The 15,268-nt window shown below is 26.7% G+C and carries 16 protein-coding genes; 1 reads left to right on the forward strand and 15 read right to left on the reverse strand.

Annotation, left to right across the window (positions count from 1 at the left end; genetic code table 11):
• The first annotated feature begins 43 nt into the window (after positions 1 to 43).
• Positions 44 to 751, forward strand: a complete 708-nt coding sequence (locus tag FVE75_RS10215) for a biotin--[acetyl-CoA-carboxylase] ligase (protein ID WP_147006325.1) — start codon at positions 44 to 46, stop codon at positions 749 to 751.
• A gap of 53 nt (positions 752 to 804) precedes the next feature.
• Here the strand turns inward: FVE75_RS10215 and rfbD are convergent, their stop codons facing one another.
• From rfbD to FVE75_RS10290, 15 genes are all read right to left on the reverse strand, one after another.
• Positions 805 to 1,686: a dTDP-4-dehydrorhamnose reductase gene (gene rfbD / locus FVE75_RS10220; protein WP_147006326.1), complete on the reverse strand. Its 882-nt coding sequence runs from the start codon at positions 1,684 to 1,686 to the stop codon at positions 805 to 807.
• Positions 1,687 to 1,898: 212 nt separating this feature from the next.
• Positions 1,899 to 2,246 carry a hypothetical protein gene (locus tag FVE75_RS10225; RefSeq protein ID WP_147006327.1) on the reverse strand — a complete coding sequence of 116 codons (348 nt, stop codon included), beginning with the start codon at positions 2,244 to 2,246 and terminating at the stop codon, positions 1,899 to 1,901.
• A 186-nt stretch (positions 2,247 to 2,432) separates the two neighbouring features.
• On the reverse strand, positions 2,433 to 2,792 hold the full coding sequence (locus FVE75_RS10230; protein WP_147006328.1) for a glycosyltransferase: 360 nt from the start codon (positions 2,790 to 2,792) through the stop codon (positions 2,433 to 2,435).
• Complete coding sequence (locus FVE75_RS10235; RefSeq protein WP_147006329.1) at positions 2,779 to 3,624, reverse strand: glycosyltransferase; 846 nt, start codon at positions 3,622 to 3,624, stop codon at positions 2,779 to 2,781. Before FVE75_RS10235 ends, FVE75_RS10230 begins: the two co-directional genes overlap by 14 nt.
• Before the next feature lie 20 nt (positions 3,625 to 3,644).
• Positions 3,645 to 4,202, reverse strand: coding sequence for an HAD family hydrolase (locus tag FVE75_RS10240; RefSeq protein ID WP_147006330.1), 558 nt, complete (start codon positions 4,200 to 4,202; stop codon positions 3,645 to 3,647).
• Positions 4,189 to 5,430 carry a hypothetical protein gene (locus FVE75_RS10245; RefSeq protein ID WP_172618823.1) on the reverse strand — a complete coding sequence of 414 codons (1,242 nt, stop codon included), beginning with the start codon at positions 5,428 to 5,430 and terminating at the stop codon, positions 4,189 to 4,191. Before FVE75_RS10245 ends, FVE75_RS10240 begins: the two co-directional genes overlap by 14 nt.
• 269 nt (positions 5,431 to 5,699) lie before the next feature.
• Positions 5,700 to 6,107, reverse strand: a complete 408-nt coding sequence (locus FVE75_RS10250; protein WP_147006332.1) for a lysylphosphatidylglycerol synthase domain-containing protein — start codon at positions 6,105 to 6,107, stop codon at positions 5,700 to 5,702.
• Between the two features lie 19 nt (positions 6,108 to 6,126).
• Positions 6,127 to 6,861, reverse strand: a complete 735-nt coding sequence (locus FVE75_RS10255) for a glycosyltransferase family 2 protein (protein WP_147006333.1) — start codon at positions 6,859 to 6,861, stop codon at positions 6,127 to 6,129.
• 11 nt (positions 6,862 to 6,872) lie between these two features.
• On the reverse strand, positions 6,873 to 7,895 hold the full coding sequence (locus FVE75_RS10260; protein WP_147006334.1) for an NAD-dependent epimerase/dehydratase family protein: 1,023 nt from the start codon (positions 7,893 to 7,895) through the stop codon (positions 6,873 to 6,875).
• 404 nt (positions 7,896 to 8,299) lie between these two features.
• Positions 8,300 to 8,659, reverse strand: a complete 360-nt coding sequence (locus tag FVE75_RS10265; RefSeq protein WP_172618824.1) for a hypothetical protein — start codon at positions 8,657 to 8,659, stop codon at positions 8,300 to 8,302.
• Between the two features lie 11 nt (positions 8,660 to 8,670).
• Positions 8,671 to 9,009 (reverse strand): acyltransferase family protein, encoded by a 339-nt coding sequence (locus tag FVE75_RS10270; RefSeq protein ID WP_147006336.1) that lies wholly within the window; start codon positions 9,007 to 9,009, stop codon positions 8,671 to 8,673.
• A 137-nt stretch (positions 9,010 to 9,146) separates the two neighbouring features.
• A complete protein-coding gene (locus FVE75_RS10275) occupies positions 9,147 to 11,480 on the reverse strand; it encodes a hypothetical protein (protein ID WP_147006337.1) in 2,334 nt (777 codons plus the stop codon).
• A 21-nt stretch (positions 11,481 to 11,501) separates the two neighbouring features.
• A complete protein-coding gene (locus FVE75_RS10280; RefSeq protein WP_147006338.1) occupies positions 11,502 to 12,209 on the reverse strand; it encodes a glycosyltransferase family 2 protein in 708 nt (235 codons plus the stop codon).
• 120 nt (positions 12,210 to 12,329) lie between these two features.
• Positions 12,330 to 12,719, reverse strand: coding sequence for a GtrA family protein (locus FVE75_RS10285; RefSeq protein WP_147006339.1), 390 nt, complete (start codon positions 12,717 to 12,719; stop codon positions 12,330 to 12,332).
• A gap of 24 nt (positions 12,720 to 12,743) precedes the next feature.
• Complete coding sequence (locus FVE75_RS10290; protein ID WP_147006340.1) at positions 12,744 to 15,020, reverse strand: hypothetical protein; 2,277 nt, start codon at positions 15,018 to 15,020, stop codon at positions 12,744 to 12,746.
• Positions 15,021 to 15,268 lie beyond the last annotated feature (248 nt).

The following is a 15,268-nucleotide window of genomic DNA, read 5'->3' on the forward strand; positions in this document are numbered from 1 at the left end:
AAAATTAAATTTTAAAATCAGATAAGTAGAAAGAGGTAAATCTTTGAAATTTAAATTTTTTGATGAAATAAATTCAACAAATACTTATTTAAGGCGACAATTAAGAATAGAAGAATTTGAAGTCATCGTAGCAAAGAAGCAGACAGATGGTAAAGGAAAAAGAGAAAGCGTGTGGATTTCAAATGAAGGCGCTGCACTCTTCTCCTTTGCTGTTGCAGATAACAATTCTGAATTAGATGAAAAAATAACAATTTTTGCTGGCTACATTGTTTACAAAGTTCTTAAAAACTATATAAAAAATAGCGAAAAACTGACTTTTAAATGGCCAAATGATATTTATTATGAAAATAAAAAAATATGTGGAATTCTATGCGAAAAAGTAAGAGGATATATAATAGTAGGAATTGGAATAAATGTTAATAACACCGATTTTGGAATATTCCGTGAAAAAGCCGTTTCACTTGTAGAAATTACTGGAAAAACTCATTCAGTACAAAATATAATAGAAGATGTAGTATCAGCCTTTGAAAATGAATTCTATAATCTTAACAAAAAATGGGAAAATATATTAATGGTTGTAAATGAAAACAGTTACCTAAAAAATAAGAAAATATTAATCAAGAAAAATGGGAAATTTTTAGATAAAGAATATAAATTCCTTCGTGTAGACAGAAGAGGAAAGATTTCTATAATTTCCAAAGGAGATAGTGATGAATTAAAATTTGCCTCGCTGGAATTTAAAGTTATATAAAAAATAAAGGAATATCTTTCTAATCAACATATAGAAGCATATTCCTTTTTATATTACTTTTTAATTATTTCCATTTCCTCTAAATATCTGTCAATTCCACTTTTCCAGTCCGGAATCCTTTCTCCAAGAAGTCTTTCCACCTTCTCGGAAGATAATTTTGAAAAATGTGGTCTTTTGGCAGGAAGATTGAAATCTTCTGTTTTCGCAGTTTCAAGTGTTCCTTTCCAACCTATTTTTTCAAGCACATATTTTGCCTGTTCATATTTGCTGGCAATTCCATTATTTGTAATATGATACAATCCAAACTGTTCAGTTTGTATCAATTTCCATGAAAATTCCGCCAAATCTTTTGAATAAGTAGGTGCGGAAATCTGATCATCAACAATACTTAATTTATCACGAGTTTTGCTCCAGTTGATGACTTGTGTATTAAAATTCTCTCCATTTTTACCAAAAAGCCATGAAGTTCTTATTACAAATGATTTTTCCCAATCAGTTAAAACGGCTTTTTCTCCTTCATATTTTGAAATTGCATATTTAGAAAGTGGATTTGGGACATCATCTTCAATATAAGGAATTTCTTTTTTTCCATCAAATACAAAATCTGTCGAATAAGTAACAAATATTGCGTTTATTTTTTTTGCAAATTCTGCTAATTTTTGAGGAGCTTTTTCATTTAATAAAAATGTTTTATTATCATTTTGAGCTTTATCTACATCATTATATCCGACACAATTTATTATATGTGTAAAATCATTATTTTTTTCAAAAAATTTTTGTAAATTCCCACTATCTGTTATATCAAGCTCTTGATAATCAGTTGCTACATATTTTATATTCAGATTATCAAATAGTTTTTGTAAGTCATATCCCAATTGACCATTAGAGCCTGTTAAAAGTATTTTTAATTTATTATTTTGAGAATATTTATTCAACTTATTCTCCCTTCTCGTTATAGAAATCTTTTTTAATACTAGTCCTATTTAAAAAATAATTTTAACTAATCTTCTTCTATTTAAATAGAAAAAAATATAAAATAACTAGTCATTACACAAATTTAAAACCTAAGTGAAGTATCTCCATAAGTTTTTACAATAGGCTTTGTTATATTATACAAAAAAGACTGGAATAAGTCCAGTCCTTTGTTTTAACCTTTTACTATAAAAGAAATTTGTTTCTTCAACGGGATATTAATTTTAGATTTCTTTAAATTTAAAAATCTATTGAATCTATTCTTTTCTATATCTGTTATTTTAAAATATTCTTCAATTAATTTTTTCTTATCTTCTGTCAACAAACTGCCATATTTATTATAAATAACTTTTATCAGCTGTCTGTCCCTCTCATCAAAGTATCTTTTTGACAAAAGCTCTCTTATAGTATTTTTAGCTCCAATCTGATTATCTCCATGTTGTCTATAATATATTAATGCCTTATTAACGAATATTCTCTCAAAAAATAATTCTGAGATAAGATGAATATATCTGTCATGCAAATAAACTTCTTTAGGAAAAGGTAAAATAAAATTCTTTATTTCTTTTGAAATTAGAATAGTAGCACCTTGTACAAAATAGTTAAAAAATACATTTTCCAGTCCTCTATTTATCGCTTTTTAGAAATAAAAGTATCTTTTAAAATATTGGATTTATTTTTATCAAACAAGATCGCATCAGAATGAATCTTACAACTGCGTTCTAAGTTTTCTATCATTTTTGAAGCAATAGCATACTAGTTTATTTTCAACCCAAATATCATCTTGATCAGAAAACATTATAAATTCAGACTCCGAACTTTTTAATAGCTCTTCAAAATTCCGCACTATTCCAATATTTCCTTTATTATCCTTTAAAATTTTTATTCTTTTATCCTTTTTATGATAATTTTGTATAATTTCCAATGTTTTATCTGTCGAATTATCATCACGTATCAGTAAATTCCAATTATGATATGTCTGATTAATAATGGAATCAAGCTGTTCACCTAAATATTTCTCGCCATTATAGGTTGCCATAAGAATATCAATTTTTTTATTTTCTATCATCCAGTTCACCCATCTTATTCTTCATAAAATCAGTAATTCCCTTAAACATATATTTCAATTTTCTCAACTTATCTTTTTCATAAAAAATAACTTTAAAAAAATCATTCAAAATATAGTAAATATATCTTAATCTATATTTTTTATATTTTTTTAACATGTAAAATTTGTTTCTCATAATATAATATTTTCTTATATGATTATGGTTTAAAACAGAAATTTTTCTTGTAAAAAAGTTTCTTTTCTCAAGATTTCCCAATTCGTGAAACATTCGTATTTTATTTAATTGAATGACCTTGTATCCACTTTCTATTATTCTAAAGCATATTTCACTATCAACCTCATCGATAAAAAGATTTTCATCAAATTTTCCAATTTCTTCCCATATTTTTAAATTTAATAAATTTCCTGAAGTCATTACATGATCAATCTCAACAGATTCCTTATCATCGCTAGATTTATCTGTATCATTTTTTAAAATATGCCTGGGAGAAATAATACCGACATTATTTTTTGTCATCTTCTCAAAAGCTCTAAAATAAGCTTTTATACTGTCAGAATCAAATGAACTATCCTGATCCATAGTCAATATCCATTCAAAATTATCATTAACTGCCTTTTCACAAGCCAAATTCAAAGCTTTTGCAATTCCTAAATTTTTATCGTTATAAATATACTCCGTTTTTAAATTATTTAAACTATCAGCTAACTTTTTATTATTTTCTTTAGAATTATCAATTATGTATAATTTTTCCACATAATCAATGTATGTCCTTATATTTTTTATATTTTCATCGTCTGGATTATACCAGATTACAGTTGCAGGTATTTTCATAATTTTCCTTCTTTTTTAAATCAGAATATTTCAACTTTGAATATATTTGCTTTACTTTTAATAGCTGCTTCTATACCGACATCTGAGTCTTCAAAAATTAAAGTCTCTTCTGGATTTATATTAAAATAAGTCATGGCTTTAATAAATCCTTCTGGATTCGGCTTTTTATTTTCAACATCTTCTGCAGCAATAATTAATTCAAATAATTCTCTTTTATTGAAGAAATCAAGAATTTCCTTACTATTTTTTTGAGAGGCTGTTGTTACTAATGCTATATGATATTCTTTTTTTAATGATTCAAGCATATTGAATAAATGAGTATTAATTTTAGCAACATTTAAATGTCTATTGTATGTATTTTTCTTAATTTTATGAACAATTTCCATTTCATTTTCATTTAGTCCCATTTTAGGAAGAAATTCCTTATAATGTTTTCCATAACATTCTTTTATAAAAAAATCATAATCCATATCATAGTTTATTTCATTTAATGCTTCTTTATAAGAATAAAAATTTACTTTTGTAGTATCAAATAAAGTACCATCTAAATCACATAAAATTAATTTATTTTTTTTCATCATTATCACCATACATTTCTATAACATCATTTAGAACCATTAATAAACCTGAATAGAATATTAGCACTCTATCACTATCTTTTCTTATCTTATAAGGCATTAATCTTAACCAGTGTATTATTTCATGAAAATAAATACTTCTAACTTGCTCTTTACTAAACTTAGAATTCATATATTCATTTAATTTTTTATAAAAATAAACGTAAGTATGTGATTTAGTAAAGAGAAAATTGATTTTATTTTCTTCAAGACTAACATCATAAGTTTTCATCATAAATTCATATCCACCATGAATCGACTGTAATAATTTTCCATAGTCTAAATTAGCAGAATCATGGACATTTCCTGTATTAGGATCTATTATATAAAAATCATCTTCTTGATTTTTTCCTCTTGTACAAACGATATTTTCAATTGTCAAATCACCATGTAAATCTGAATATGTATCATTTTTAAATATTTCGTAAAGATATTCTTTTGATAAATATTTTAAATAGTAAGATAAATTTTTATATGCTCTTCCATTTATAATTATTTCATCGTATTTTGATAATTTTTTTATAGCAGATGCTTCTAATATTTTTTCTATATTTGCTGTAACTTTAGAATCAATATACTTATCTATTGTTTTTTTATCTGACTGTCTAACATTCTCTGTATAAACAAATTCATTTAGGGATTCCAAGGCTTTTTTCATTATGCTCCACCCTTTTTCATACGGCATTGAATGAGCATATTCGAATAAAACTATTGCATTAGAATCATAAGGCATGTCATAATAACAATATTCACTTGTTTTTTCTTGTTCAATAATTTTGGGTAACGGTAATCCTCTTCTATCATTTTTTTCAATCCAAACTACTTGATCATATAACTTTTCTCTATCCTCAAAAGCATATTTTCTATAAAACATTTTATCATTTTTCATGCATAACATTGTTGTTGCATTTGAACCTGCAGAAAAATCTCTTATAATATTAATATTTTGATTTATTTTTAAATAATTTTCTATATAAGTCTTATCATTATCCATAAAATATTTCTCTAAAAATTGCAATTTTTCTTTATTATTTTGATTAGGTAATAAGTTCAAATATATTTCATTTTTTTGATTTTTAGCCATGTAAGAAAATTTTTCTTTAAAAGCTATGGAAATAATTAACATTTCTATTATTGAAATTAAGATGTAAGCATAAAATAATACTGGTATTTTAGACATTATTGCCAATTGATTTACTCCAAAAGTATCATTTGAAAAAAATATAATAAATATGTCTACTAATTTAAAATTATACCCTTTCATCATTAAAAATAGCGAAAAAACATAGTAAGAAAATAAGTAAATTAGCCACATTGATATTGTCAATGATACCATTCTTATTTTATTGATTTTCTTAAAAATATCTTTAAAATTCCATATTAGTGACCACATAAATTTTAAAAAGTTAAGCTCTATATTTTGATTAAATAATGAAGCTATTTTTAATGAAATTATTTTTATATATTTTTAATCCGTAAACTAAAACTAAAACAACTACTATAGAAATCGAAAATAGGATATAAAATACAAAACTTTTTCAATTTGTCTATTTGAAATTTTAAACATAAATATTGAAAAATAATTCCAACCATTATAACATCCAATATTCTATCTACTATGACTGTCGATAATGAAAAGGCGTATTTATTTTTCATTTTTTTACCTGAATATACTGCTCTAAACAAATCTCCTGCTATCCTAAAAGGAAAAATTAAATTTATTAAATTCCCAAATGCTAAAGCTTGAATCAAGTTTCTACGTCTAGGCTCTTCGTAAACTTCAATAAACATTTTCCATCTTAAAACTCTTATTATTTGTGCTAAACACAAAGTACTTGCAGCAATAATAAACAACACTATGCTCATTTTTCTTTCTCCTCTTTACTTATATTAATTCTTTAAAATCGTAATTTTTAGCTTCCTTATACTCTTCAGGAGTTCCAAATGATACATGTAAATCAGTTAAAAAATATTTTATCTTCATATTTTTTTCAGCCATAATATTATATATTCCACTAATAAAATATTCATCATATTTACAATTATCCAAATATTCTTTAGCTGATTCCTCAAAAATATTTTTATTTTTGAAATAGTAAGCTCCACAAATTGCCTTGTCACTTATCACTTTTTTTTCCATAGTTCTTTTTACATTTCCAGCATCATTTATTTCAATATAACTAAATCTTGGGTCATTAGAAGTAAATGTCAAAATTGCCCCATCCACATCAGTATTATTTTTCAAACTAAAATCATAAAATGAATTGCATGTAAAGCAATGGTCACAATCATTAAATAGAATAGGATTATTATTATCAACTAGTTTAACTCCTTCTAGACATGTTAAAACCGCTCCATTTAAAACATTGTTTATAACTTGTAATTTTGCATTTGGATAATATTTCAAAATTTCTTTATCTATATTATAATTTTCAATATGTTCTTTCAATACTACAAAAATCAAATTATCAATATCAATAAATTTTGCAATTGATTGTGTTGCCCAAAAGAAAAAAGGATGTCCATCTAATTCTATTAATGGTTTAGGTAACATTATTCCTTCTTTTTTAAATCTTGTTCCTCCTCCAGCCATAGGCATTATTAAATTTATTTTTGGCATTTTTAATCTCCTTATATTTTATCTAATTGACTTAATAATTCACATTCATTTTCTATCACACGTTTAAGCCCTTCAGTAATATCCACTTTTGGTTCCCAGTTGTATTTAGTTTTAGCATAGGTATTATCACAAAGTGAATATTTATTAATTTCTTCTTTTAAGATGGAATCTTTTATTTTATAAAAACCTTCATAAAGCTCAGGATATTTTTCCCAATAATGAGCGTCATCAGCATATTCTGCTTTAATATTTTTTCCCATTATTTTAGAAGCAATTTCATACATTTCATTTACAGAATAATTTGTCAATGAAGAACAATTGACACAGTCAAATCCTTCTCCTTTTTGAACAGCAACCGCTAAGTCTATAAGGTCATCTACATATATATAATCTCTTCTTTGATTCCCATCAGAATGGAAAATCGGCGTTCTATCATAATAAAGCTCTCTAATCATATAAGCGACAAAAGGCGGCTGTTTTCTTAGACAATCTATATGGGGTCCATAAACATTTGCAAAACGAATACAAGTAACATTCATTCCATAAGTATCACAAAAAGACTGAGCAAATCTTTCTGCAACATATTTGGTATTTGGATAAATTAAAGTAGGAAGTTCAAATTTATCTTCTTTAGTTGGAAAATTTTTATCATTTTCATAGATTGCATTTGTACTTGCCTGAATTACTTTTTTTACTCCAAATTTTCTACTATTTTCTAAGATATTTACAAAACCTGTTGTATTAACATCTATTGCTTCTTGCGGATTAGACTGACAATCTGGAAGTGGTGCTATTCCTGCAATATTATAAACATAATCTACATCGCCATTTTTTAATAGCGATTCTATACCCTCTCTATCTCTAATATCCATTCTAATTATTTCATCTCTAAAATCATGATCTGAAAAAATAAGATTATCTTCTTTTCCATAAGAAAAATTATCTATAAGTATAAGTTCATCTCCATTTTTCCACAATCTATATGCGAGTTGGGAACCTATAAATCCAGCAGCTCCTGTTACTAATATTTTCATAAAAATTCCACCTTTCTATTTATTATTTTTTATATTTTAAGTATACTTTTAAACTGTTTAGTAAAATATTTTACTAAAGGTAAAACTATAATCGCATATCCAAAACTCAATACGACAACTGATAAAAAAACACAAAACTTCATTATTTTATTTCCCATTACTAATTCAGGAATATTATCATAAAAATAAATTATTATTTGATGATGTATTAAAAAAGCTAAAAAGTATATTGTGCAAAATAACTAATTTTTTAGCAAATAAATGTATTTTTGATAATTTAAAAGCTGTAATTAAAAACTCTAAAATAAGAAATATCGAAATTCCAACTAAAATCATATGAAATTGATATGGTAATATTTTAAAAAACAATTTATAAAATAACAAATAAAATATTGACAATACTCTCAAAGAATTTCTAATTCTTTGTTTTTAGAAATATATAACGTCATCATCATTCCAAAATAAAAATCTAATAACCGCATCAAAGGATTGCAATTTTCAAGCATTTTAAATAAAAATTTATAATTTATATGCAAAACTATTGACATTAATAGTATTCCTATAAAAGTAGTCAATGGTTTTTTATTTCCAAACCAAAATAAAACTGGAAAAAACAAATAAGTAATAATTATAAATCCTGTATACCACTCTCCAACTAAATAAAAACTAGACATTTTATACAAAAAGAAACCATCCAATCCTAAAATAGTTAAAATAATTTTCCAATAATGGCTATCACCTATAGTTTTATTTAAAATAAACATTGTTATAATTGCTACGAAAGGTATGTTATCCAAAAGGAAGGATAAATTGCTAAAATTCGTTTTTTAAAAAATTTTTTTATAGAAAAGTTTTCTCTATTAGTAAGAGAAAGAGTTAATCCCGATATAATTATAAATAATGAAACGCCAATATCTCCTAAATAAACTTTGAAATAATGCAAATTCGCTAATAATGGAGCTTCATTATTTCTAAATGCAGCATTCGCATTTAAATGAATCATTATTATAATTAATGCTGCCAATACTTTTATTACATCTACATAAAATAAATGTGTATTATTTTTTGATTCATTAATAATTTCTTTTCCTATTTTTACATTATTGTGATTCACGATATTTTTTCTCCTTATATAATAAATTTATTAAATAGAGTGTTATATTATCTACTTAAGTTTTTAAGATTGCCATGTTTAAAACATTAAAAAACATTAATCTGCTTTTTAGTTCTAAAATATACATCTATATATTTTTATTTCAAAGGTTCTCCTATAAAAATCTCAGGCATCACATAAGTTCTATTGTTATCTTCTGTTACAAATTCCAACCTTGAAACTTCCACTTTTAAACCTGTATTATGAAATCCAACATATGCCTTTTCTGATTTGTTTAACTGCAATAAATCCAGTACTCTCTCCCCTTTCTGATTGTAGCCTATTACTCTTGTTTTTCCAAAATTATAGTCCCTTGCCCTTTTCACATATAAATATTCTATTTTCATCGGATGTGGAAGATTAATTCCTGTTATTGCTTCCGTATTAGCTAATTCATTAGAAAAATATTTTTCTCCCTGGTAAGTTTTTACCAAAAAACTTTCCATTGGTTTTCCTACATATGAAATTTTTTCATTTTCTGAGGTAAAAAAAGGCTCAACAGGTATCAAATATTTTTTTGAATCATAAAATTTTGAGTATATTGACCAGTCTGAAGCTATTTCATTATTTCTGTAAATAACTTCATTTTTAAAAGGTGAAAATCTGATTATTAAAAATATTATTACAATAGAAAACATATATTTTTTCAAAATTAAATTTTTATTAGATATTTTTTCTGTTTTTATGATGTATAGCAAAAGAATTAGTATTGACAATACAGACACCTTTATTAATATGGAATGCCATGTATTTATTGCTCCTATAGAACTGCTCCATAATTCAAAGTCCCCATTCCATATTCTCGACAGTGCATTTATACTCGGAACACCAAAAACTATACCTAAAAGGCACAAAATAATAACACCTTCTCTGCTTCTAATTCTAATTACCAATCGTATTAAAAATATTAAAACTATCAAAAAAATTATTAAATATAGAATGTTTAAATTTAAAATATTCTCTGATGAATCTACCCCAGGATTAAAAATATTTATAAATTGCTGTACTGTTTGATGTAAAACCGTATTCATAAATTCTGATATTTTTAATTGACTTGTAGGTCTTAAATTTACTACTGTTCCACGTCCAACTATTTTCCAAGTAACTGATTCATCTGTTATTTTCCAATCTTTGACATGTATATAAGTATATAAAATTTGTATAACAGATGCCAGCGAAACTAACCCCAAACATATCTTCTCCCTGTTTACCAGCTTCTTCCACATAAAAACTAATAGTGCCACACTTATCGGCAAAAGTACAACATACAGGAACTTTGATAATGTTAGAAGAAAAACAAGCACCATTAACAATATGTATCTGCTTCTCTTCATTTCCTTGAAATCCAAAAGACTTATATAAAACAGCGGTACTATATTCAAATATGCCATCGTTATAAACATATGAGTCTCTATATATGTGGAAGATATGCCAAATGCACCAAATACCATACAGACAACAAACCTGTAAAATACATCCCCGTATTTCCTGTATGGCTTCAACATGAATACTGACACCATCATCCCCACAACCAAAACTGCAACATTTGACATCAGATATACTGTTATCTTTGCATTAAATCCAAGTTTTACTATTAGCAAGGCTATTATTCTATGAAATAGCGGAAGATAGCCTCCCTCCATCAATGTAAGATTTTTTACGATGCCGTATGTCCTTGCATTATACAGAAAGTTAAATATCTGCTCAGCAAAAGGTTCCACCCTAAAAGTCAAAAATGGAGCTCTTGAAGCTATCACAAGATAAATCAGCAGGACTGTTGTCATATATATTTTCCTGCTATTTCTTTCCTCATCCCATAGAAGGCTCAGCAAGTAAATATAGCATAGAACTGACAGTATTGTAAATATAATCTGACCTTTCACAGTCCCATTATATTCCGAAAATAAAATTTTCTGAACAAAAGATCGCTGACTAGGCTCTCCATTTTGTATCATCTCGCTATACATTATATCCGCCGTCTTATGCATTGAAACAGCATTTCCAATTGTGCCGTCGATACCTTCAACTCTAAGCACTGCTTCTCCTGGCTTTAAGCCTCTTATATTTAAATAGTGGTAGTCATTGTCCTTTATTTTCGCAACATCAACTATTTCGCTGCTTTTCCTGTTACCTTGGGTAATCTCTATTTTTATTTTCCCAGTATTTTTTCTTCTATAAGTTGCAAACATTACTCCATATTTTTTTACATGTTTTGGAATATATATTCTTTCCTGAAAAGAGGAGCCTCTGATAATCTCTCCTACAAGATCCAGCTCGTACTGTTTTGACACTACCTCCCTGTCAGCCCCGTTTTTTACGGAAACAAAGGAGGGAAGTATTATTCCTGCTACAAGAAAAAATATAGTCAAAAATAACCTTACCTTGTCTCTTGAATAATATTCAGTGGACCTCTTTAATTTCTTAGTTATCATTTTTAGCTCCTATTTTCTAATTTATTTAAGTCCTTTTCTTTTTAGTTCAACACTCGCTTTAAGAGTTTTTTTCACTTCTTTTAATTTTGGAATTAGTCCTTTAGCATTCCAGCTTGATTCTCCTTGTTTTCGTTTTGGAAATAAAACATTAAATCGTATTATTTTCATCTTTCTTCTTTTGGCCAAACACAACGAATATGTATCTAGTTCAAAATGACTTGGAGGATTTTGCCAAGTTTCATAAAACTTCCTGCAAAATATATTAGGTTGCCCTCCAATATCCCATAAAAACGTACCTAAATAGATACTTTCAAAAATAGATAATCCAATTGTAAAAAAATTTTCTGTAAACGTTCTTTTTCTTCTTCTACCTTTTACATAAATTTTTTCATCCCAATTTTCTTTTTCCAATATACCATAAGCTTTTATAATATCCCCAAGATCCGTTTGCATATCTGCATGAGTCCAACCAACAAAAGTCCCTTTAGTTTCTTTTAATCCTTGTAAAATTCCATACCCATACCCTTTATTAACAGGAACAAGAACAGTTCTTGCAAATGAATAATTTGGAATTAATTCCTCTAATACTTTTTGAGAATTATCTGTTGACCCATTATTTACTAAAACAACTTCTAAATCTTCATTAGAAATTATTTCTGAAAATTTTTTTAGTAAAAATGGTATATTTTTTTCTTCGTTATAACAAGGTATAACTATTGATAATTTCATATTTTCTCCTTAATATAATCTTATTTAAAATATATTTAAGAATTTAAACTTTGTATTTTTGAGATTATAACTCTAATTACATAGTAAAAAATTCTTTAAATTAATATTAATTTATTATCTTTATCTAAAAACTAGATATTTTGTAATGACATAATTTAAAATAGTACCTATTATATTTGAAAAAATTTTTACTTCTGTATCATTTTGCTTAAAAACATTCACTCCCAAAAACATAATACCGACATCCAGTAATCCTGTTAAATATCTAGTTGTCCAAAACATATTAAATTCTTTAAAGAAACCTGTTTCCCGTTTTTTATTTTTAAAAACAAAATCTCTATTAGTAAAAAATGAAAATATAACAGCTATTATCCATGCTATAATAGTTGATATCACATAATGAATATTCAATATATTAGCACAAATATAATAAATAAATATATTTAATAATGTTGTAAGTAAACCTATAATAATATATCGTAAAAGTTCTAAACATTTATCTTTGTTCATCGTTTTTTCCTTAATTAATATTTTTTATTTCAAAGGTTCTCCTATAAAAATCTCAGGCATCACATAAGTTCTATTGTTATCTTCTGTTACAAATTCCAACCTTGAAACTTCCACTTTTAAACCTGTATTATGAAATCCAACATATGCCTTTTCTGATTTGTTTAACTGCAATAAATCCAGTACTCTCTCCCCTTTCTGATTATAGCCTATTACTCTTGTTTTTCCAAAATTATAGTCTCTCGCCCTTTTCACATATAAATATTCTATTTTCATCGGATGTGGAAGATTGATTCCTGTTATTGCTTCCGTATTAGCTAACTCATCAAAAAAATATTTTTTCCCTTGAAAATTTTCTATTGCAAAATTTTCTGATTTTTTTCCTATATATGATATTTTTTCATTTTCTGATATAAAATAAGGCTCAACAGGTATCAAATATTTTTTTAAATCATAAAATTTTGAGTATATTGACCAATCTGAAGCCATTTCATCATTCTTAAATATAGCATTATCTTTGAAAGGGGAAAATCTGATTATCAGAAAGGCTATTAATATATACGATAAATATCTATTTATATCAGTTTTTCTAAGTCTACTATTTTTTGTTGTAATATATGGCATTAGGACTAATATTGACAATATAGATACCTTTATTAATATGGAATGCCATGTATTTATTGCTCCTATAGAACTGTTCCATAATTCAAAGTCCCCATTCCATATTCTCGACAGTGCATTTATACTCGGAATACCAAAAACTATGCCTAAAAGGCACAAAATAATAACACTTTCTCTGCTTCTAATTCTAATTACCAATCGTATCAAAAATATTAAAACTATCAAAAAAATTATTAAATATAGAATGTTTAAATTTAAAATATTCTCTGATGAGTCTATCCCAGAATTAAAAATATTTATAAATTGCTGTACTGTTTGATGAATAACAACATTTGCTGCTTCAATTATGTTAAATTTAGGTTCATCTCCATTTATCCATAGTTTTCTATTTCTATAAGTATACAAAATTTGTATAACAGATGCTAGCGAAACTAACCCCAAACATATCTTCTCCCTGTTTGCCAGCTTCTTCCACATAAAAACTAATAGTGCCACACTTATCGGCAAAAGTACAACATACAGGAACTTTGATAATGTTAGAAGAAAAACAAGCACCATTAACAATATGTATCTGCTTCTCTTCATTTCCTTGAAATCCAAAAGACTTATATAAAACAGCGGTACTATATTCAAATATGCCATCGTTATAAACATATGAGTCTCTATATATGTGGAAGATATGCCAAATGCACCAAATACCATACAGACAACAAACCTGTAAAATACATCCCCGTATTTCCTGTATGGCTTCAACATGAATACTGACACCATCATCCCCACAACCAAAACTGCAACATTTGACATCAGATATACTGTTATCTTTGCATTAAATCCAAGTTTTACTATTAGCAAGGCTATTATTCTATGAAATAGCGGAAGATAGCCTCCCTCCATCAATGTAAGATTTTTTACGATGCCGTATGTCCTTGCATTATACAGAAAGTTAAATATCTGCTCAGCAAAAGGTTCCACCCTAAAAGTCAAAAATGGAGCTCTTGAAGCTATCACAAGATAAATCAGCAGGACTGTTGTCATATATATTTTCCTGCTATTTCTTTCCTCATCCCATAGAAGGCTCAGCAAGTAAATATAGCATAGAACTGACAGTATTGTAAATATAATCTGACCTTTCACAGTCCCATTATATTCCGAAAATAAAATTTTCTGAACAAAAGATCGCTGACTAGGCTCTCCATTTTGTATCATCTCGCTATACATTATATCCGCCGTCTTATGCATTGAAACAGCATTTCCAATTGTGCCGTCGATACCTTCAACTCTAAGCACTGCTTCTCCTGGCTTTAAGCCTCTTATATTTAAATAGTGGTAGTCATTGTCCTTTATTTTCGCAACATCAACTATTTCGCTGCTTTTCCTGTTACCTTGGGTAATCTCTATTTTTATTTTCCCAGTATTTTTTCTTCTATAAGTTGCAAACATTACTCCATATTTTTTTACATGTTTTGGAATATATATTCTTTCCTGAAAAGAAGAGCCTCTGATAATCTCTCCTACAAGATCTAGTTCGTACTGTTTTGACACTACCTCCCTGTCAGCCCCGTTTTTTATGGAAACAAAGGAGGGAAGTATTATTCCTGCTACAAGAAAAAATATAGTCAAAAATAACCTTACCTTGTCTCTTGAATAATATTCAGTGGACCTCTTTAATTTCTTAGTTATCATTTTTAGCTCCTATTTTCTAATTTATTATTTAAAATCTTCCTATAACAACCTTAAGTATTACACATACCTTTATTTTACTTTTTTTCGTAATCTAGTAAACTTCATTCTATCAAAATTGTTTTCTTCTATTTAAATAATTATTAGATATTCTGTTTTTATTAGTTCTAATAATATTATTTATAGTATTATCCTAAATATTTTTAAATAATAGAATTATTCAGTATCTTAATATTCTTTATCTTTAATGT

It is taken from the genome of Leptotrichia hongkongensis (assembly GCF_007990635.1).
In the GTDB taxonomy this organism is placed as follows: Bacteria; Fusobacteriota; Fusobacteriia; order Fusobacteriales; family Leptotrichiaceae; genus Leptotrichia; species Leptotrichia hongkongensis.

Excerpts from the sequence above, each read along its gene's own strand:
- FVE75_RS10235 (WP_147006329.1), bottom strand. The coding sequence starts at position 3,624 with ATGAAAATACCTGCAACTGTAATCTGGTATAATCCAGACGATGAAAAT.
- FVE75_RS10280 (WP_147006338.1), bottom strand. The coding sequence starts at position 12,209 with ATGAAATTATCAATAGTTATACCTTGTTATAACGAAGAAAAAAATATA.
- FVE75_RS10255 (WP_147006333.1), bottom strand. The coding sequence starts at position 6,861 with ATGCCAAAAATAAATTTAATAATGCCTATGGCTGGAGGAGGAACAAGA.
- FVE75_RS10250 (WP_147006332.1), bottom strand. The coding sequence starts at position 6,107 with ATGAGCATAGTGTTGTTTATTATTGCTGCAAGTACTTTGTGTTTAGCA.
- FVE75_RS10240 (WP_147006330.1), bottom strand. The coding sequence starts at position 4,202 with ATGAAAAAAAATAAATTAATTTTATGTGATTTAGATGGTACTTTATTT.
- FVE75_RS10260 (WP_147006334.1), bottom strand. The coding sequence starts at position 7,895 with ATGAAAATATTAGTAACAGGAGCTGCTGGATTTATAGGTTCCCAACTC.
- FVE75_RS10230 (WP_147006328.1), bottom strand. The coding sequence starts at position 2,792 with ATGATAGAAAATAAAAAAATTGATATTCTTATGGCAACCTATAATGGC.
- FVE75_RS10265 (WP_172618824.1), bottom strand. The coding sequence starts at position 8,659 with ATGTTTATTTTAAATAAAACTATAGGTGATAGCCATTATTGGAAAATT.
- FVE75_RS10275 (WP_147006337.1), bottom strand. The coding sequence starts at position 11,480 with ATGATAACTAAGAAATTAAAGAGGTCCACTGAATATTATTCAAGAGAC.
- FVE75_RS10285 (WP_147006339.1), bottom strand. The coding sequence starts at position 12,719 with ATGAACAAAGATAAATGTTTAGAACTTTTACGATATATTATTATAGGT.
- FVE75_RS10290 (WP_147006340.1), bottom strand. The coding sequence starts at position 15,020 with ATGATAACTAAGAAATTAAAGAGGTCCACTGAATATTATTCAAGAGAC.